The organism is Salmonella sp. FC25216 (assembly GCF_057751355.1).
The window spans coordinates 721,082-740,482 of record NZ_JBDGON010000001.1; the positions used below are offsets into that span (position 1 = coordinate 721,082).

Annotated in this window: 15 protein-coding genes, 2 rRNA genes and 2 pseudogenes; 8 read left to right on the forward strand and 11 right to left on the reverse strand. The window is 53.4% G+C overall.

The genetic code is table 11. The annotated features are described in order from the left end of the window. Window positions 1-202 precede the first annotated feature (202 nt). From lysC to AC3G3F_RS03310, 3 genes and pseudogenes are all read left to right on the forward strand, one after another. Window positions 203-1,552 carry a lysine-sensitive aspartokinase 3 gene (lysC, locus tag AC3G3F_RS03300; RefSeq protein WP_053508350.1) on the forward strand — a complete coding sequence of 450 codons (1,350 nt, stop codon included), beginning with the start codon at window positions 203-205 and terminating at the stop codon, window positions 1,550-1,552. Between the two features lie 117 nt (window positions 1,553-1,669). Continuing rightward, window positions 1,670-1,911 (forward strand): annotated as a pseudogene (locus tag AC3G3F_RS03305) (hypothetical protein); the annotation flags it as partial. Between the two features lie 137 nt (window positions 1,912-2,048). Then, on the forward strand, window positions 2,049-2,321 hold the full coding sequence (locus tag AC3G3F_RS03310) for a YjbD family protein (RefSeq protein WP_001207628.1): 273 nt from the start codon (window positions 2,049-2,051) through the stop codon (window positions 2,319-2,321). Here AC3G3F_RS03310 and rluF read toward each other — a convergent pair. From rluF to AC3G3F_RS03325, 3 genes and pseudogenes are all read right to left on the reverse strand, one after another. Further along, a complete protein-coding gene (gene rluF, locus AC3G3F_RS03315) occupies window positions 2,318-3,187 on the reverse strand; it encodes a 23S rRNA pseudouridine(2604) synthase RluF (protein ID WP_023246267.1) in 870 nt (289 codons plus the stop codon). The two genes, AC3G3F_RS03310 and rluF, sit on opposite strands and share 4 nt — an antisense overlap. A gap of 47 nt (window positions 3,188-3,234) precedes the next feature. Continuing rightward, the gene (locus tag AC3G3F_RS03320; RefSeq protein WP_023246266.1) at window positions 3,235-3,774 is read right to left on the reverse strand and encodes a DUF2058 domain-containing protein; all 540 of its coding nucleotides are present in this window, start codon (window positions 3,772-3,774) and stop codon (window positions 3,235-3,237) included. A 55-nt stretch (window positions 3,775-3,829) separates the two neighbouring features. Further along, a pseudogene (locus AC3G3F_RS03325) lies at window positions 3,830-3,921 on the reverse strand (hypothetical protein). A gap of 71 nt (window positions 3,922-3,992) precedes the next feature. On the opposite strand from AC3G3F_RS03325, the gene pepE reads away from it, so the two are divergent. After that, window positions 3,993-4,682 (forward strand): dipeptidase PepE, encoded by a 690-nt coding sequence (gene pepE, locus AC3G3F_RS03330; RefSeq protein ID WP_488394432.1) that lies wholly within the window; start codon window positions 3,993-3,995, stop codon window positions 4,680-4,682. A gap of 89 nt (window positions 4,683-4,771) precedes the next feature. Here pepE and AC3G3F_RS03335 read toward each other — a convergent pair whose 3' ends face one another. Both AC3G3F_RS03335 and metH read right to left on the reverse strand, forming a co-directional pair. Continuing rightward, the gene (locus AC3G3F_RS03335) at window positions 4,772-6,403 is read right to left on the reverse strand and encodes a Na/Pi cotransporter family protein (protein ID WP_000956808.1); all 1,632 of its coding nucleotides are present in this window, start codon (window positions 6,401-6,403) and stop codon (window positions 4,772-4,774) included. A gap of 266 nt (window positions 6,404-6,669) precedes the next feature. Next, complete coding sequence (gene metH / locus AC3G3F_RS03340; RefSeq protein WP_070804321.1) at window positions 6,670-10,353, reverse strand: methionine synthase; 3,684 nt, start codon at window positions 10,351-10,353, stop codon at window positions 6,670-6,672. A 48-nt stretch (window positions 10,354-10,401) separates the two neighbouring features. On the opposite strand from metH, the gene AC3G3F_RS03345 reads away from it, so the two are divergent. From AC3G3F_RS03345 to AC3G3F_RS03355, 3 genes are read left to right on the forward strand one after another with little or no spacing between them, the layout of a single operon-like run. Continuing rightward, window positions 10,402-10,596, forward strand: coding sequence for a hypothetical protein (locus tag AC3G3F_RS03345; protein ID WP_071790738.1), 195 nt, complete (start codon window positions 10,402-10,404; stop codon window positions 10,594-10,596). A 48-nt stretch (window positions 10,597-10,644) separates the two neighbouring features. Further along, complete coding sequence (gene iclR, locus AC3G3F_RS03350) at window positions 10,645-11,469, forward strand: glyoxylate bypass operon transcriptional repressor IclR (protein ID WP_053508341.1); 825 nt, start codon at window positions 10,645-10,647, stop codon at window positions 11,467-11,469. 10 nt (window positions 11,470-11,479) lie between these two features. Beyond that, window positions 11,480-11,887 carry an ASCH domain-containing protein gene (locus tag AC3G3F_RS03355; protein ID WP_077918391.1) on the forward strand — a complete coding sequence of 136 codons (408 nt, stop codon included), beginning with the start codon at window positions 11,480-11,482 and terminating at the stop codon, window positions 11,885-11,887. Here AC3G3F_RS03355 and aceK read toward each other — a convergent pair. The 4 genes from aceK to metA all read right to left on the reverse strand — a co-directional run bounded on the left by aceK (window position 11,851) and on the right by metA (window position 17,838). Further along, window positions 11,851-13,602, reverse strand: coding sequence for a bifunctional isocitrate dehydrogenase kinase/phosphatase (gene aceK / locus AC3G3F_RS03360; RefSeq protein WP_088734573.1), 1,752 nt, complete (start codon window positions 13,600-13,602; stop codon window positions 11,851-11,853). The genes AC3G3F_RS03355 and aceK overlap by 37 nt on opposite strands. 100 nt (window positions 13,603-13,702) lie before the next feature. Further along, window positions 13,703-15,007 carry an isocitrate lyase gene (gene aceA, locus AC3G3F_RS03365; RefSeq protein ID WP_000857887.1) on the reverse strand — a complete coding sequence of 435 codons (1,305 nt, stop codon included), beginning with the start codon at window positions 15,005-15,007 and terminating at the stop codon, window positions 13,703-13,705. A 31-nt stretch (window positions 15,008-15,038) separates the two neighbouring features. Beyond that, window positions 15,039-16,640, reverse strand: a complete 1,602-nt coding sequence (aceB, locus tag AC3G3F_RS03370; RefSeq protein ID WP_053529846.1) for a malate synthase A — start codon at window positions 16,638-16,640, stop codon at window positions 15,039-15,041. 268 nt (window positions 16,641-16,908) lie between these two features. Next, a complete protein-coding gene (gene metA / locus AC3G3F_RS03375; RefSeq protein ID WP_023246259.1) occupies window positions 16,909-17,838 on the reverse strand; it encodes a homoserine O-acetyltransferase MetA in 930 nt (309 codons plus the stop codon). A gap of 156 nt (window positions 17,839-17,994) precedes the next feature. Between metA and AC3G3F_RS03380 the strand changes: the two genes are divergently transcribed. Then, complete coding sequence (locus AC3G3F_RS03380; protein ID WP_053529847.1) at window positions 17,995-18,432, forward strand: acetyltransferase; 438 nt, start codon at window positions 17,995-17,997, stop codon at window positions 18,430-18,432. A gap of 272 nt (window positions 18,433-18,704) precedes the next feature. Here AC3G3F_RS03380 and rrf read toward each other — a convergent pair. Beyond that, window positions 18,705-18,820 (reverse strand): 5S ribosomal RNA (gene rrf / locus AC3G3F_RS03385). A gap of 198 nt (window positions 18,821-19,018) precedes the next feature. Continuing rightward, window positions 19,019-19,401 (reverse strand): 23S ribosomal RNA (locus AC3G3F_RS03390); the annotation flags it as partial.

Below are 19,401 nucleotides of genomic sequence, written 5' to 3' on the forward strand. Positions count from 1 at the left end.
AACATACCTACAGACGGGTATCGTGGTTATAAGCGCTGTTACTGAGCCTAAACTCAGCATAAAAAATCCGCATAATCCCAACGTTGACAGTCCAGGCCACAACTTTTATTTATAAATACGTTACTTGCATTTGCGCCTGCACCGGTTTCTGTTCTGCCCTTGTGCCATGGTCGCGTTTTTTATTTCCTGACACGAGGTTGATATGACAGAGATCGTTGTTTCCAAATTTGGCGGTACCAGCGTCGCCGATTTTACCGCCATGAACCGTAGCGCGGATATCGTACTTTCCGACGCCAATGTTCGTTTAGTCGTGCTTTCCGCTTCTGCCGGCATCACTAACCTGCTGGTAGCGCTGGCCGAAGGGATGGAGCCCGGCGAACGTTTCGCCACGCTCGACGCCATCCGTAAAATCCAGTTCGATATCCTTGAGCGTCTGCGTCATCCAAATGTCATTCGCGAAGAGATTGAACGCCTACTGGAAAATATCACTATTCTGGCGGAGGCGGCATCGCTGGCGACATCGGCGGCCCTGACCGATGAACTGGTCAGCCACGGCGAGCTGATGTCTACCCTGCTATTTGTTGAGATCCTGCGTGAACGCGATGTGCAGGCCCACTGGTTCGACGTGCGCAAAGTGATGCGTACCAGCGCTCGCTTTGGCCGTGCGGAACCGGACGTCACAGCGCTTGCGGAACTGGCCGCGCAGCAGTTGCTCCCGCGCCTGAGCGAAACGTTGGTCATTACTCAGGGCTTTATCGGCAGTGAAAGCAAAGGCCGCACCACGACGTTAGGACGCGGCGGCAGCGACTATACGGCGGCATTGCTGGCTGAAGCGCTCCATGCCGCGCGGGTTGATATCTGGACAGATGTGCCCGGTATTTACACCACCGACCCGCGCGTAGTGCCTGTCGCGCAGCGAATTGATGAAATCGACTTTGAAGAAGCGGCGGAGATGGCAACCTTCGGCGCAAAAGTGCTGCATCCAGCCACCTTGCTCCCGGCCGTGCGCAGCGATATCCCGGTCTTCGTTGGCTCCAGTAAAGATCCGCAAGCGGGCGGTACGCTGGTGTGCAATAAAACCCAAAACCCGCCGCTGTTCCGTGCGCTGGCGCTGCGCCGCAATCAAACGCTATTGACTCTGCACAGCCTGAATATGCTGCATTCGCGAGGTTTCCTGGCCGAAGTGTTCGGCATTCTGGCACGGCATAATATTTCGGTGGATCTGATTACCACTTCGGAGGTGAGCATCGCGCTAACGCTGGATACTACCGGCTCCACCTCCACGGGCGATACGTTACTGACACAATCCTTATTGATGGAGCTTTCCGCACTGTGTCGGGTAGAAGTCGAAGAAGGACTGGCGCTGGTCGCGCTGATTGGCAACAACCTGTCAAAAGCTTGCGGCGTTGGTAAAGAGGTGTTCGGTGTCCTGGAACCGTTCAACATTCGCATGATTTGTTACGGCGCCTCCAGCCACAATCTGTGCTTCCTCGTGCCGGGAGACGATGCCGAGCAGGTGGTACAGAAGCTACATCATAACTTATTTGAATAATCGCCCTGACACGACAGCGGGTGAGCGCTATCAGACAATACGCTGCCGGATGGCGATGTAAGCGCCTTATCCGGCCTGTCGTGTGCCCATAGTGGATCATGAGCATAACTTATTTGAATAATCTTCCTTCACGCGATAAACCATAACATTGCGTATTACACACTATCCACCTTTACCCCTGTTGGTCCGTGGGTCGCGACACTATTGATGTTGTTATGTTCGGTATGGGCGTCCATCTTAACGTTGACGGCTTTAAACGCGTGCTCTCCCGCCCAGCCCCGGTCGCCGCAGGGATATTCCTGCACTATCTGGTGATGTTGCTCGCGGCATGGCTGCTGGCATTGCTGTTCAGGATGCCTGATTGTTGAAAAATCGGGCGAAACGGCAAAGGAAAATTAAAATATTGCCGGGTGGCGCAAGCTTACCCGGCCTACACGCTATCCGCCCGTTCCGTATTGCCGTAGACTAAATGCATCGGCTAACTGAGGGCACCCGTATGGCACTCCCCCGCATTACCCAAAAAGAGATGACCGAGCGCGAACAACGCGAACTGAAAACGTTGCTGGACCGCGCCCGTATTGCGCACGGTCGTCCGCTGACCAATTCTGAGACCAACAGCGTAAAAAAGGAGTACATCGATAAGCTGATGGCGCTGCGTGAGGCTGAAGCGAAAAAAGCCCGCCAGTTGAAGAAAAAGCAGGCGTATAAACCCGATACGGAAGCGTCATTCTCCTGGTCGGCAAATACGCCGACGCGCGGCAGACGTTAACGTCCTTTCTTCTTTCTTCCCGGCGAGGTAAAGCGTTTACCGCTCGATGCCGGGCGCGCTTTATCATTGCTTTTTTCGATCGCAACGACCGGACGCTTAATGCCCGCGGTTTTCGGCTTCGCTTTGGTTTTTGTTTTGGCTTCGGAAGAAGAACGCTCAATCAATTTAAACAGATCGATCAGCTCATCGTCCGTCAGATCGCGCCACTCGCCCAGCGGAATCCCGCTCAGGCTGACGTTCATAATGCGCGTACGCTCCAGCTTCTTCACTTCATAACCAAAGTGTTCACACATACGACGGATCTGACGATTTAGCCCCTGTACCAGGATGATGCGAAAGACAAACGGCGCCTCTTTTTTCACCTTACATTTTTTGGTGACAGTACCAAGAATCGGTACACCCGCGCCCATACCACGAATAAACTCGTCGGTAACGGGTTTATCCACCGTCACCAGATACTCTTTTTCATGATCGTTACCGGCACGCAGAATCTTATTGACCAGATCGCCGTGGTTAGTCAGAAATATCAGCCCCTGCGAATCCTTATCCAGACGGCCAATCGGGAAGATACGTTTGCTGTGGTTCACAAAATCGACGATGTTGTCGCGCTCGCCGTCTTCAGTGGTACTGACAATGCCAACCGGTTTATTCAGCGCAATCAGCACTAAATCATCCGCTTCTCGCGGCTCAATCAACCGACCATTTACTTTAACAACATCCCCAGCGACCACCTGATCGCCAATAGCGGCGCGTTTGCCGTTGATAAAGACGTTGCCCTGTTCGATAAAGCGGTCCGCCTCGCGACGTGAACAGATGCCGCTTTCACTGATATATTTATTAAGTCGGGTAGATGTGTCGGTCAGCATATTTACTCTCTGAGAAATTTTTTCTACATAAACATTGGTAATGTGACTTACCACATCAAATCGTCGGGAACTTTAAAATCGGCATACGGATCATCTTCGTCCTGCTCTTCCTGACTCAGCGCACTGTTTACGACAATACTGTCCGCATCTCGTTGTGCAATTTTATCGGCGACGCTCGCGGGAATAATCGCATATTCACATTCCCCGCTATTCTCGATAACCAGACGCGCAATCGCGAGACGACCATTAATCAGTTGCGTCTGGGTGAGCTTATCCACGTCTATTTTTTTGATGACGTTATTATCTGTGAAGTTAAAACCAATATCGCCTTTAGATACATTGATTCTATTCATTTCAATGAGTTGCTTAACCTGAGCTTTAAACTCTTTCGCTAAAACCGCTTGTTTTTGCTGATCACTGAGTTGTTTATCACGCTCAAGTTGCGCCTTTTTATTTTCTTCCACCGCCTCTCTGGCCTCACGAGCCTGAACGCGTGATTTTTTAGCCGTGCGTTGGACTTTGGCCATTTTTTTACTGGTCACTAATCCCGCTTGTAACAGTTGCTCTTGTAAGGTCAGTTTTGCCATTTTCGTCTCTAAACTCGTTAAATAATTTTGCGGATTATACCTGTAATTTTTCAGGCTATACCAGATGACAGATCTGGCCTGGTTTCACTTTTAGCGTCCCTGCGCTTCGCATGCTTTGCCCGTAACACGCGCAACATCATGAGCCATGTCAGTAAGGCAATAAATGGATAATGGTAGCATTATTGCGTTTTGACATTTCCTGATGATGTGGAGAAGTAATGGAACTGCTTTTATTAAGTAACTCGACGCTGCCGGGTAAAGCCTGGCTGGAACACGCTCTGCCGCTGATAGCGAATCAGTTGAACGGTCGACGCTCAGCCGTGTTTATTCCGTTTGCCGGGGTCACGCAAACATGGGATGAGTACACGGATAAAACCGCAGAGGTGCTTGCGCCATTAGGCATAAACGTCACAGGGATTCATCGTGTCGCCGATCCGCTTGCGGCGATTGAGAAAGCGGAAATCATTATTGTCGGCGGCGGAAATACCTTCCAGCTACTGAAAGAATCGCGTGAACGCGGGCTGCTGGCGCCGGTGGCGGACAGGGTAAAACGCGGTGCGCTGTATATCGGCTGGAGCGCGGGCGCCAATCTTGCCTGCCCGACTATCCGCACGACTAACGATATGCCGATCGTCGATCCAAACGGTTTCGACGCGCTGGATCTGTTCCCGCTGCAAATTAATCCTCACTTCACTAACGCCTTGCCGGAAGGCCATAAGGGCGAGACCCGCGAGCAGCGTATTCGTGAACTGCTGGTGGTCGCGCCGGAACTGACAGTGATTGGTTTGCCGGAAGGTAACTGGATTCAGGTGAACAACGGCCAGGCGGTTCTCGGCGGCCCGAATACCACCTGGGTGTTTAAAGCGGGCGAAGAGGCGGTGGCGCTGGAAGCGGGTCATCGCTTTTAATCCCTGGCCACATTGAATGCCGGATGGCGGGCCTACACGCATGTTCTCCGTAGACCAGAAGACGTTTACGCCGCCATCCGGCATTTCACTTAATAATCGCCCCGTTCCTCGTCCTGATCCGGCTGTTCCAGTACGCTATAGGCGACCGAACAGAACAGTGAGTTAAGACGCTTCATATCGCCCAGAAGCCCTAAATGGAGCGAGCTGGTTTCAATGCTTTGCACGTTCTGCTGGTGCAGGCGGTCGACATGCGCATGTGAGTATCGGCGATTAAGTATACGGAAGCGATGTTTACTGCGGCGCAACCGACGGGCGCTGGTGACATCGCCGGAGAAAAAGACCGACATCGCCAGTTGCAGATTACTGAGCAGTTGATCGTAAAGCGCATCCAGTTCTTTCAATCCTTCTTCTGAAAATGCCCGACGCGCCGCCAGCGACTTGTCGGCAATCTCACTGCCCATTCGCTCGATAATATCCGACGCCTGTTCGAGGTTCAGGGCCATCTCGATAATCTCCGCCCACCGGCGGGACTCCTCCGCCGCCAGCTCGTCTTTCGGCATTCGCGCCAGATAAAGCTTAATCGCGGTGTAGAGCACGTTAACGTCATCCGCCAGCTTGCGCAGCGCTTTCTCTTCACGCGGCTCGCCGTGCATGACCTTTTTTAGCCCTTCCATCATCTGTTCCATCGCATCGCCAATGCGCAACACCTCACGGGCAGCATTAGCCAGCGCCAACGTTGGCGTATCCAGCGCGCTGACATCCAGATGTTTCGGCTTCAGATGGGTATCCAGTTCAGGCTCATCACGAATAATCCGTTTACAAAAACGCGCCATCAGCTCGGCAAATGGCACCATCGCCAGGCAGCGCACCAGGTTATAGAAAACGTGGAAATAGATCACCAACTCTGATTTCGGTAGCGGTAGCTCATCCATCAGATTCGCCAGCGGATGGACAAACGGTAGGATGACCAGGCTGCCGATCAATTTGAACAATAGGCTGCCGAGCGCCACGCGACGCGCGGCAGCATTGGCGGCGCTGTTATTAAGCATCGCCAGCAGCCCCGATCCCAGGTTGGCACCGATAACCAGACACAACGCGACCGGGAACGATATAATCCCCGCCGCCGTCAGGGTTGCTGTCAGCAACACCGCCGCCAGGCTGGAATAACTGATAATGGCGAACATCGCGCCAATCAACGCATCCAGCATAATGTCGCCCGTCAGCGACGCGAAAATTACCTGCACGCCATTAGCTTGAGTGATCGGCGTCACCGCCTGCACAATCAGCTCCAGCGCCAGTAGAATCAGGCCAAGCCCGATACCGACGCGACCAAGCTGTCCGGCGCGGGACTGCTTACGTCCCAAAAAGAAGATCACGCCAATAAAAATTAGTAGCGGCGATAGCCACGACAAATCAAAGGTGAGAATACGCGCCATTAGCGCAGTACCCACATCGGCGCCCAACACAATCACCAGCGCTGGCGTCAGGGCGACAAGATCCTGGGCGACAAACGACGTTACCAATAAGGTGGTGGCGTTACTGCTTTGTACCAGCGCGGTAACACCGATACCCGCACAAAAGGCGAGCGGTTTCTTTTCCACACTGCGGCTGAGAACAGTGCGCAGACGCGCGCCAAACACACGCATTACGCCAGTACGAACGATATGTGTTCCCCACACCAACAGCGCAACGGCAGAAAGTAGATGGAGCAAAGTTAACACGGCGTCAGGTTCTCCTTATCGTTATACGTTTTCCTGAAGCTCACTTGCGATAAATTGCCTGATGGCGCACAGCGTTAAGGCCTACTTGCATTGCCCGTCACCAGGCTTACTATGCGCAATACCATAAGCTGGATAAGGCGTTTACGCCGCCATCCGGCAAATTCAGCGTAGAGCCTTCCTTCAGTATAAGGGTTTAATTGTAAGAAAGAGACAGGACGCTCAACGAACGTCCTGTGAGTTGTAAGGAAAAGTGACGATTTTATGAATCAGTCCGCATCGTAGCCCAGGTTCGGCGCTAGCCACCGCTCAACGTCCTCAACGCTCATTCCTTTACGGAAAGCATAATCTGTCACCTGATCGCGTTGGATCTGCGCCACTGCGAAGTATTTGCTCTCAGGATGGCTGAAGTACCAGCCGGAGACCGACGCGCCAGGCCACATGGCGAAAGATTCAGTGAGCTTCATCCCGGTGTGTTTTTCGACATCCAGTAGCTGCCAGATAGTGCCTTTTTCGGTATGTTCCGGGCAGGCAGGATAACCCGGCGCCGGGCGAATCCCCTGGTAGTTTTCGCGGATCAGCTCTTCATTACTGAGGCTCTCTCCTGGTGCATAACCCCAGTAAACCTTACGCACGCGCTCATGTAGATACTCGGCAAACGCTTCCGCCAGACGGTCGGCAATCGCTTTCACCATGATCTTGTTATAGTCGTCGTGTTGCGCCTCGTAAGCATCAGCCAGGGCGTCTTCTTCAAGACCGCCAGTGACTGCAAACGCGCCGATGTAGTCTGCTTTTCCACTCAGTTTCGGCGCGACAAAATCCGCCAGACAGTAGTTGGCAAAACCCACTTTCTCGGTCTGCTGGCGCAGGTGGTGGCTGACCGTCAGCACATGAGTACGGGTTTCGTCGCGATAAATTTCGATGTCATCGACGACGCGGTTCGCCGGAAACAGCCCAACCACGCCACGCGGATTCAACAGTTTCTCCGCGCTCAGTTTATCCAGCATGTCATTGGCGTCTTTAAACAGCCGTTTGGCCTCCTCGCCCACCACCTCATCTTCCAGAATGCGCGGGTATTTGCCTGCCAGCGACCAGGTCATAAAGAACGGCGTCCAGTCAATGTAGTTGCGCAGGGTTTCGATGCTTGCTTCCACCTCCTGCACGCCCAGACGGTGAGCTACCGGCGGGGTGTAGCGTTCCCAATCGAATGCCAGATCGTTATCGCGCGCCGCTTCCAGCGTGACCGGCGGCGTGCGCGGTTTTTTGCGGGCGTGCTGAATACGCACCGTTTCATACTCTTTGCGGGTACGGGCGACAAAATCATCGCGCTGGGTGTCGGAGAGTAGCGCCGCCACCACGCCCACGGTACGCGAAGCATTCTGCACGTAAACCGTCGGACCGCTGTAGTTCTGCTCGATTTTTACCGCCGTATGCGCTTTCGAAGTGGTCGCGCCGCCGATCAGTAGTGGAATCGTGAAGCCCTGACGCTCCATCTCTTTCGCCACGTTAACCATCTCGTCCAGCGACGGGGTAATCAGCCCGGAGAGGCCGATCAGGTCCGCGTTCACTTCACGGGCGGTTTTAAGGATTTTATCCGCTGGCACCATCACGCCAAGATCGATAATTTCGTAGTTGTTGCATTGCAGCACCACGCCGACGATATTTTTACCAATGTCGTGAACATCGCCCTTCACGGTGGCAATCACCATCTTGCCGTTGCTGGAACCTTTCTCTTTGCTGGCTTCGATAAACGGCTCCAGGTAAGCCACCGCTTGTTTCATCACGCGGGCGGATTTCACCACCTGCGGCAGGAACATTTTCCCTTCGCCAAACAGGTCGCCGACCACATTCATGCCGTCCATCAGCGGCCCTTCTATCACCTCAATCGGGCGTGCGGCCTGCTGGCGGGCTTCTTCGGTATCCTGCTCGATAAACTCGGTAATGCCTTTCACCAGCGAATATTCGAGGCGTTTTTTGACATCCCAGGAGCGCCATTCCGCTTGCTGGGCATTGGCGGCCTCGTCGGTTTTACTACCGCGATATTTCTCCGCCAGATCCAGCAAACGCTCGGTGCCGTCATCGCGACGGTTAAGAATGACATCTTCAACTGCATCGCGCAGTTCGGCAGGCAGGTCGTCATAAATCGCCAGTTGCCCGGCGTTGACGATGCCCATATCCATGCCATTACGGATGGCGTAGTAGAGGAATACAGCGTGAATCGCCTCGCGCACCGGATCGTTGCCGCGGAATGAGAACGAAACGTTAGAGACACCGCCGGAGATCAGCGCGTGCGGCAGTTCACGTTTAATATCTTCACAAGCGCCGATAAAGTCCTGCGCGTAGTTGTTGTGCTCGTCGATACCGGTCGCTACGGCGAAGATGTTTGGATCGAAAATAATGTCTTCCGGCGGGAAACCGACCTCTTTGGTCAGAATATTGTAGGCACGGCGGCAAATTTCGATTTTACGCTCGCGGGTGTCGGCCTGTCCCTGTTCGTCAAAGGCCATGACCACCACTGCCGCGCCGTAGCGACGCAGCAGCTTCGCGTGATGGATAAAAGTTTCCACCCCCTCTTTCATCGAGATGGAATTAACGATGCCTTTACCCTGGATGCACTTCAGCCCTTTTTCGATAACCTCCCATTTGGAGGAGTCGATCATGATTGGCACACGGGCAATGTCCGGCTCACCGGCAATCAGACTGAGGAAACGTACCATCGCCGCTTCGGCATCAAGCATCCCCTCATCCATGTTGATATCAATAATCTGCGCGCCGCTTTCTACCTGCTGACGGGCAACATCCAGCGCTTCACTGTATTTCTCTTCTTTGATCAGGCGTTTAAATTTCGCCGAACCGGTGACGTTGGTACGTTCGCCGACGTTGACGAACAGGCTGTCATCGCCAATATTTAGCGGCTCCAGGCCAGAGAGACGGCAGGCGACCGGGATTTCCGGCAGCTTACGCGGCGGCAAGTGTTCTACTGCGCGGCTCATCGCCGCAATATGTTCCGGCGTGGTACCGCAGCAGCCGCCAACGATATTCAGGAAGCCCGCCTGCGCCCATTCGCGAATGTGCTTCGCCATCGTATCGGCGTCCAGATCATATTCGCCAAAGGCGTTTGGCAGGCCAGCGTTCGGGTGCGCGGTAACGTAGCATTCGGCAATGCGCGACAGCTCCTGGACGTACTGGCGCAGTTCATCCGGCCCCAGAGCGCAGTTAAGGCCAAAGGTGAGCGCCTCGGCATGGCGCAGCGAGTTATAGAACGCTTCGGTAGTCTGGCCGGAAAGCGTGCGCCCGGAAGCGTCGGTGATGGTGCCGGAAATCATGATCGGCAAGTCTATGCCCAACGCCTCAAACTCCTCTTTCACCGCGAAGACCGCCGCTTTCGCATTCAGGGTGTCAAAAACGGTCTCAATCAGAATCAGGTCTGCGCCACCTTCCACCAGCGCTTTGGTGGATTCACGGTAGGCCGCCACCAGTTGATCGAAGGTGATATTACGAAACGCCGGGTCGTTGACGTCCGGTGAAATGGAGGCCGTGCGGTTAGTTGGACCAAGCACGCCCGCAACAAAGCGCGGTTTTTCTGGTGTTCGCGCGGACCATTCATCGGCGCAGGCGCGCGCCAGTTTGGCCGCCGCATAGTTAATTTCCGCCGACAGGGATTCCATCCGGTAATCCGCCATCGCAATGGTTGTCGAGTTAAAGGTGTTGGTTTCGATGATATCCGCGCCAGCCTCAAAGTAGGCGTTGTGGATAGCGGCGATCACCTCCGGCTTGCTGAGTACCAGCAGATCGTTGTTGCCTTTCAGGTCGCAGGACCAGTCGGCAAAGCGCTCCCCGCGGAAATCTTCTTCATGTAGACGATAACTCTGGATCATGGTGCCCATACCGCCGTCCAGCACCAGAATACGTTCATTTAACTGCGCACGCAGTTGTTCAACTTTGCTGCTCACACTCGCTCCCGACAACGCTCCACGTAACGAGTCATACTGGCACAAAGCATGCTGGCGGAAAAGAGAACAACGGGCAACATGAGACATGTTCAGCTTGCTGACGCTATTGGTTCTGTTTTGCCGGATGGCGGCGCAAGCACCTTATTCGGCCTACGATCCCTGGTAGGCCTGATAAACGAAGCGCCATCAGGCAGCTTGTTGTCGGTCACTCATCCGATCAGTTCAGGAACTCTTGCATTATAATTAAATAAAACGAAAATGATTTCCACGATACAGAAAAAGGAGTCTGCCATGGTTGCCCCTGTTCCCGCGAAACGCGGGAGAAAACCTACCGCTACCACTGCACCCGTAACCGGGCAGGTTCAGTCTTTAACCCGCGGTCTTAAGCTGCTGGAGTGGATTGCGGAGTCCAACGGTAGCGTCGCGCTGACCGAACTGGCGCAGCAGGCGGGTTTACCTAATTCCACCACTCACCGTCTACTCACCACCATGCAACAGCAGGGGTTTGTCCGCCAGGTCGGTGAGCTGGGCCACTGGGCCGTAGGCGCACACGCGTTTATCGTCGGCAGCAGCTTTTTGCAGAGCCGTAATCTGCTGGCGATTGTCCATCCGATTTTGCGCAAACTGATGGAGGACTCCGGCGAAACGGTAAACCTTGCCGTACTCGACCAGAGCGACCATCAGGCAATTATTATCGACCAGGTGCAGTGCACGCAATTGATGCGCATGTCCGCTCCTATTGGCGGTAAACTGCCGATGCATGCGTCCGGGGCGGGCAAGGCGTTTTTATCGCAGCTCAGTGAGGAGCAGGTTACAAGTCTGCTGCACCGCAAGGGGTTGCACGCTTATACCCATGCGACGCTGGTGTCGCCGATCCATCTGAAAGATGACCTCGCCCAGACACGCAAGCGCGGCTACTCCTTTGACGATGAAGAACATGCGCTCGGTCTGCGCTGCGTGGCCTCGTGTATTTATGACGAGCACCGCGAACCGTTTGCGGCCCTCTCTATTTCCGGCCCCTGCTCACGCATTACCGACGATCGCGTCACCGAACTTGGCGCCATGGTGATTAAAGCGGCAAAAGAAGTGACGCTGGCGTATGGTGGAGTTCGCTGAAATGAGCAGCCTGAAATTATACTGGCAGGAGAAGTACCCACAGGCCTTCTGTTGGTCTTTCGGTGATTCGCCGACGCTGGCCGACGAGCTGGCGGCGCTGGTGGTCGCCGGTAAAAAGCGTGGCACCTGTAGCTCGCTGGTTAGCTATCAGAAAGAGCAGCCCCCTGTCACGCCCGGGGCATATCACATTGTGCTCAACGGCACAGGCGACGCCGTGTGCGTCATACGCACGCTGACGCTCAGGCTGATCCGTTTTAACGAGATGAGCGCCGATCTCGCCGCACTGGAAGGCGAAGGCGATCTTAGCCTGGCGTACTGGCAAACGGCACACCGGGCCTTTTTTGAGCGCGAGGGTAATTGGTCCCCGGAGATGGAACTGGTTTACGAAGAGTTTGCCGTACTCGAGATCGCGCCGTAGCGTACGCCAAAGCGCTGGCGACGACGATAGGCATACACATCTTCTATATGCCCTTCTTTAATACGCGTCTGTAGCGCGCGCCAGTAATCGGCGCGAAACAGGTCGGCATGCATCTCTTCAAACAATGGCCCGATACGCGGATCGGCGCATAGCCAGTGACGAAACTCCTCCGGGAAAACGTCACCCGGCGAGACGCTATACCAGGGTTCGCTGGCCAGTTCGTCTTCCGGATAACGCGCTGGCGGAATATCGCGGAAATTCACTTCCGTCATGTAGCAAATTTCATCGTAGTCGTAGAACACCACGCGACCATGACGGGTAACGCCAAAGTTTTTAAACAACATATCGCCGGGGAAAATATTAGCGGCGGCAAGCTGGCGAATCGCATTACCATATTCTTCTATCGCATCGCGCAACTGCTGGCCTTCTACCTGTTCCAGCCAGATATTGAGCGGCACCATGCGACGTTCAATATAGAGATGGCGAATGACGATCTGTTCCCCAAGATCGGTAATCTTCTCTGGCGCTTCTTGCCGTAACAGCGCCATCAGCGCCGGATCGATTTGCCGTTTATCCAGCACGAAATTCTCAAACTCCTGGGTATCCGCCATACGACCGACGCGATCATGCTCTTTTACCAGTTGATAACAGGCACGCACATGGGCGGCAGACATCTCTTTCTGCGGGGCGAATTTGTCTTTAATGATTTTAAATACCCGGTCGAAACCTGGCAGAGTAAACACCAACATCACCATGCCGCGGATGCCAGGCGCCTCAATGAATTTCTCATCGCTTTCAGCCAGATAACACAAATATTCGCGGTAGCTTTCGGTTTTCGCATGTTTCTGGCAGCCAATCGCCATATACAGCTCGGCGGTGGTTTTGCCCGGCAGGATTTCACGCAACCATTCAACCAGCGCGGCAGGCAGCGGCGCATACACCATAAAATAAGAGCGGGCAAAACCAAACACAATGCTCGCTTCTGCCGTAGTGGTCAGGCAGGTATCGACAAACAGTTCGCCCTCATCAGTGCGATGAATCGGCAATAAAAACGGCAGCGTACCGTCAGGTGTGGTTAATTTACCTACCAGCCAGGCCGCTTTATTACGGTAAAACAACTCGTTCGCCACCTGGACATGGCAGCGAGGTAGCGCGTCCTCGCCCAATGTTTCAGTCAGGTGCGCGATGATATAGCGGATATCCCGGCTTTTATTCTGCCAGGGCAGACGCAGCGGTAAATCACTGAGTATCCGCATCAACAGCGACTCCCAACCGTGATCGGGAAAGAAGTCTTTGGCCAGCGGACGCGGGATAGTACGGAAGCGGCGCTCCGGTTGTGAACTGAAAATAAACAACCGCTCGGGTGTTAACGAGCGGTGGTCAAATAACCGGCAATAAACGGAGTTGAAAAAGCTCTCCGCAATCTCGAAGCGCGGGTAATCCGGCAACAGCCGGGTGTAATGCTCTTTAACGCGTAAAAGGAAATCCGCGTCGGTACTTTTGCCATCGGTAATACAACGCAGTTGCTCCACCACCAGACCCACATGATGATCATAGAGATGGATACGGCTTTTCATCGCCTGTTGGACGGCCTGCCAGTCGGCCTGTTCAAAACGCTGCTGCGCGCCGGAAGTCACTTCCAGAAATCGACCATACTGCGCGTCAAAGCCTTGCAGGATGGTTTGAGCAATCAGTAATTCCAGGCAACGCAGCATTTTTTCCCCCATCCGGCACCACGTCATGCCGGATGGCGCGTTTGCTTATCCGGCCTACGATATCTGTAGGCCCGGTAAGCGCTGCGCCACCGGGCATCAATCAAAACTGCGATTCTTCCGTCGATCCTGTTAACGCGGTAACGGATGACGCGCCGCCCTGGATAATGGTGGTGACTTTGTCGAAGTAACCTGTACCCACTTCCTGCTGGTGGGAAACAAAGGTGTAGCCGTCTTTCGCCGCGGCGAACTCGGGTTGTTGAACCTTCTCAACATAGTGTTTCATACCCTCGCCCTGAGCGTATGCATGCGCCAGGTCGAACATGTTGAACCACATGCTGTGGATGCCCGCCAGGGTAATAAACTGGTATTTGTAACCCATGTCCGACAACTGCTGCTGGAAGCTGGCAATGGTCTTGTCGTCCAGATTTTTCTGCCAGTTGAAGGACGGCGAACAGTTATAGGCCAGCAGTTTTCCCGGATACTTCGCGTGGATAGCATCGGCAAAACGACGCGCCAGTTCGAGATCCGGCGTAGAGGTCTCGCACCACACCAGATCGGCATACGGGGCATACGCCAGACCGCGGCTGATCGCCTGCTCAATGCCCGCATGGGTGCGGTAGAAACCTTCGCTGGTGCGTTCACCGGTAATAAAACCGCTGTCATAGGGATCGCAGTCGGAGGTGATCAGATCTGCCGCATCCGCATCGGTACGCGCAATCACCAGCGTCGGGACGCCCATCACATCAGCGGCCAGACGCGCAGCAACCAGTTTCTGAATCGCCTCCTGCGTGGGGACCAGCACCTTGCCGCCCATATGCCCGCACTTTTTCACCGACGCCAACTGATCTTCGAAGTGTACCGCCGCTGCACCGGCTTCAATCATCGATTTCATCAGTTCGAAGGCATTCAGAACGCCGCCAAAACCGGCTTCCGCATCAGCAACGATCGGCAGGAAGTAATCCACATAGCGCGGATCGTTGGGTTCAATACCGGATGCCCACTGGATCTGATCCGCACGACGGAAAGTGTTGTTGATCCGATCCACCACCGCCGGAACAGAGTTTGCCGGATACAACGATTGATCCGGGTACATGCTGGATGCAAGGTTGGCATCCGCCGCGACCTGCCAGCCGGAGAGATAGACCGCCTCAATACCGGCTTTCGCCTGTTGCAACGCCTGACCGCCGGTCAGCGCGCCAAGACTGTTGATATAGCCTTTTTTCGCTTCTCCGTGCAACAGCCGCCACATTTTCGCGGCACCGAGCTGTGCCAGCGTGCATTCAGGGTTAACTGAGCCGCGTAATTTCACCACCTCCTCCGCACTGTACGGGCGGGTGATGCCTTCCCAGCGCGGTTGTGTCCACTCTTTCTGTAATTCTTCGATTTGTTGAGTACGGGTTTTCATGTGCAGATGCTCCATATTGTTATGTGGTGAATTAAGCCAGTAAGCGATAGCCCGGCAGGGTGAGGAAGTCGATTAAGTCATCTGAGGTGGTGATTTGCTCCATCAGACGTGCGGCATCGTCGAAACGCCCGCTGCTGTAGCGGTGCTCGCCCAGTTCGTCCTGGATTACCCGCATCTCTTCCGCCAACATTTCGCGGAAAAGCGCTTTCGTTACGGGTTTTCCATTGCTCAGTGTTTTCTCATGGTGAATCCACTGCCAGATAGAGGTTCGTGAGATTTCCGCCGTCGCGGCATCCTCCATCAGACCGTAAATCGGTACACAGCCATTGCCGGAGATCCACGCTTCAATGTACTGCACTGCCACGCGAATATTGGCGCGCATTCCCGCTTCTGTACGTTCGCCTTCACACGGCTCCAGTAACTGCTCAGCGGTAATCGGCGCATCTTCATCACGAGTAATGAACAACTGATTTTTGTGCTCGCCCAGTACCTCGTTAAAGACTGCCATTGCGGTATCCGCCAACCCGGGATGCGCAATCCACGTGCCGTCGTGGCCGTTGTTAGCTTCCAGCGCTTTATCCGCTTTCACTTTGGCAAGGACCTGATTGTTGCGTTCAACATCTTTACTCGGGATAAACGCCGCCATACCGCCCATCGCGAACGCGCCGCGCTTGTGACAGGTTTTGATCAGCAGGCGCGAGTAGGCACTCAGAAACGGTTTGTCCATCGTTACCACCTGCCTGTCCGGCAGGACGCGATCCGGGTGATTTTTCAACGTCTTGATATAGCTGAAAATATAATCCCAGCGACCACAGTTGAGGCCGACGATATGATCACGCAGCGCATGAAGAATCTCATCCATCTGGAAAACAGCAGGCAGGGTTTCAATCAACAGGGTCGCTTTGATCGTACCGCGCGGCAGGTTGAAGCGGTCTTCGGCGTAGCTGAAGACTTCGCTCCACCAGGCAGCCTCCTGCCAGGCTTGCGTTTTCGGCAGGTAAAAATACGGGCCGCTACCTTTAGCGAGCAGCGCTTTGTAGTTGTGGAAAAAATACAGAGCAAAATCAAACAGGCTCCCGGGAATTGCTTCACCCCGCCAGGTAACATGCTTTTCTGGCAGATGCAGACCGCGTACACGACAAATCAATACGGCCGGATCGGGCTTGAGCTGATAGATTTTTCCGGCTTCGTTGGTATAGCTAATGGTGCCGTTCACCGCATCACGCAGGTTGATTTGACCATCAATAACTTTATTCCAGTCCGGCGCCAGCGAGTCTTCAAAATCCGCCATAAACACTTTCACATTTGCGTTCAGGGCATTAATTACCATTTTACGTTCAACCGGCCCGGTAATTTCCACCCGGCGATCCTGTAAATCCTCAGGAATACCACGAATCTGCCAATTACTTTTTCTAATGGAAGTGGTTTCCGAAATAAAATCAGGCAACTTACCGTTATCAATATCCTGCTGTTGCTGGATACGTGCAGCCAGGAGTTTATTGCGTTTTGGCGTAAAACGTGTGACTAATTCCGTCAAAAACTCGACTGCCTCAGCGGTCAGGACTTGCTTTTCCAGCTCGCCTTGCGGCCTGGTAAAGGTTAATTCATCAGTTGTGGTTGCCTGTGGATTCATCATGCTGCTCCTCGTCGTTGATCCAGATACATCCCCAATGCGAACGAAGGATCATTGTGCGCTTTTCGTTCAACACAACTAAGACTACTCAATTAAAAATCAAAATCAAAAACAATTTCCATTTTTAATGAAAATTAAATTTAACCTATTGATAAAAAAGGATATAAAGTTTAATCAGAAGGTGAAGGTGATTTCACAAATGAAAAAAGCACCCAAAGGTGCTTGATTCGTTATGCTGAAACGCTTTAGGATCGTCAGGAGCAGAAGATTAATCCAGGGTTGGATTCATGTGACGCAGATCATATGGCGTAATCTGGTAGACATAATAGTTGAGCCAGTTAGTAAAGAGTAAATTACCGTGGCTGCGCCAGGTTGCGCGCGGTATGTTTTGCGGATCGTTTTTCGGGAAATAGTTGTACGGAATATCCGGATTTAACCCAGCCTCAACGTCACGAAAATATTCACTCGCTAACGTATGAGCGTCATATTCAGGATGACCGGTGACAAACGCAATACGTTTATCTTTGCTGGCAAACAGGTACGCATCCCCCTCTTCTGTTTCGGCCAGAATGTCAAGATCCGTATAATCTCGTATCAGCGCCGCCGGGAAATCGGCATAACGTGAGTGTGGCGCAAGAAACGAATCATCAAAACCACGCGTCAACAGAGCATGAGGATGAAGGATGTGATGTTCATAGACGCCGGAAAGTTTATCTGTACGGGTCTGCTTAGGGATACCATAAAGAATATTGAGCGCGGCCTGAACGGCCCAACAGACAAATAGCGTCGAAGTGACGTGATCTTTCGCCCATTCCAGCACCTGCCTAATCTGCGGCCAATAAGCCACGTCATTAAACTCCACCAGACCCAGCGGCGCTCCGGTCACGATAAGCCCATCAAAGTTCTGATCGCAGATATCCTCGAAGTTACAGTAAAAGTTGTTCAGATGCTCGGCTGGCGTGTTTCTCGACTCGCGGGCATCTATCCGCAGCAGTTGAATATCGACCTGCAATGGCGAGTTCGACAGCAGGCGCAGAAACTGATTTTCCGTTTCAATCTTCTTCGGCATCAGGTTAAGGATAAGTACCTTTAGCGGGCGAATTTCCTGTCCTGATGCGCGAGAAGTCGTCATGACGAAGACATTTTCCTCACGTAAAAAATTGACGGCGGGCAGCTCGTCCAGCACACGAATCGGCATAACCTGATAACCTCACGACATACGTTTAAACGTTTAGACATCCAGATAGCTGAAGATACGCAGAAATCAGGCGAATGTCGAGTCTGCAAGTTCAAGGTGAGAAAGTTTCACGACAGCATTTGCATTAGAATAGAAGTAAGCAAAAAAGGAGTGAAGATGATTATTAACATTCGCCGTTCAAGGCATGGGGAAGGGGAAAAACTGATTGCGATCTGGCGTCGCTCAGTCGATGCCACACACGATTTTCTGTCAGACGCTTATCGGGCCGAACTGGAAGAACTGGTGAGCGATTTTCTGCCAGAAGCGCCACTATGGGTTGCCGTGACCGATCAGGACGAGCCGGTAGGATTTATGCTGCTTACCGGTGAACATATGGATGCGCTGTTTATCGATCCGGACGTGCGTGGTCAGGGTATCGGTAAGAGGTTGGTTGAACATGCGTTAACCCTGGCGCCAGGGTTGACAACCAATGTTAACGAGCAGAATACACAAGCTGTTGGATTTTATAAGAAAATGGGATTTAAGGTGACGGGACGTTCGGAGATGGACGATCTTGGGAAACCGTATCCATTGTTGAATCTGGCATATGGCTAATGGAATCGCAGGCCGGATAAGGCGGAGCCGCCATCCGGCAGTGCATACCCGGCCACAGACGCAAAAAAGCCCATCCGTCAGGATGGGCTTCTTCACTGTTTGATGCCTGGCAGTTTATGGCGGGCGTCCTGCCCGCCACCCTCCGGGCCGTTGCTGCGCAACGTTCAAATCCGCTCCCGGCGGATTTGTCCTCCTCAGGAGAGCGCTCACCGACAGACTACAGATAAAACAGAAGGCCCTGTCTTGCGACAGGGCCCTTCGTTTTATTTGATGCCTGGCAGTTCCCTACTCTCGCATGGGGAGACCCCACACTACCATCGGCGCTACGGCGTTTCACTTCTGAGTTCGGCATGGGGTCAGGTGGGACCACCGCGCTAGTGCCGCCAGGCAAATTCTTTTGTGCTCTGTACGCAATTCTTTATCGCATCAGCGGCGTTGGCTGCATTCGTAAAGTCAGTCACATACTTCTGTATGCTCCTTCCTTTCCTTCGCTTGCCGCCTTGCTGCTGCGCAAATTATTGCGTACTCAACTCTGAATCAGTGCTGAAAATCGTCTCTCAATCCGCCAAAACAGCTTCGGCGTTGTAAGGTTAAGCCTCACGGTTCATTAGTACCGGTTAGCTCAACGCATCGCTGCGCTTACACACCCGGCCTATCAACGTCATCGTCTTTAACGTTCCTTCAGGAGACTCAAAGTCTCAGGGAGAACTCATCTCGGGGCAAGTTTCGTGCTTAGATGCTTTCAGCACTTATCTTTTCCGCATTTAGCTACCGGGCAGTGCCATTGGCATGACAACCCGAACACCAGTGATGCGTCCACTCCGGTCCTCTCGTACTAGGAGCAGCCCCCCTCAATTCTCCAGCGCCCACGGCAGATAGGGACCGAACTGTCTCACGACGTTCTAAACCCAGCTCGCGTACCACTTTAAATGGCGAACAGCCATACCCTTGGGACCTACTTCAGCCCCA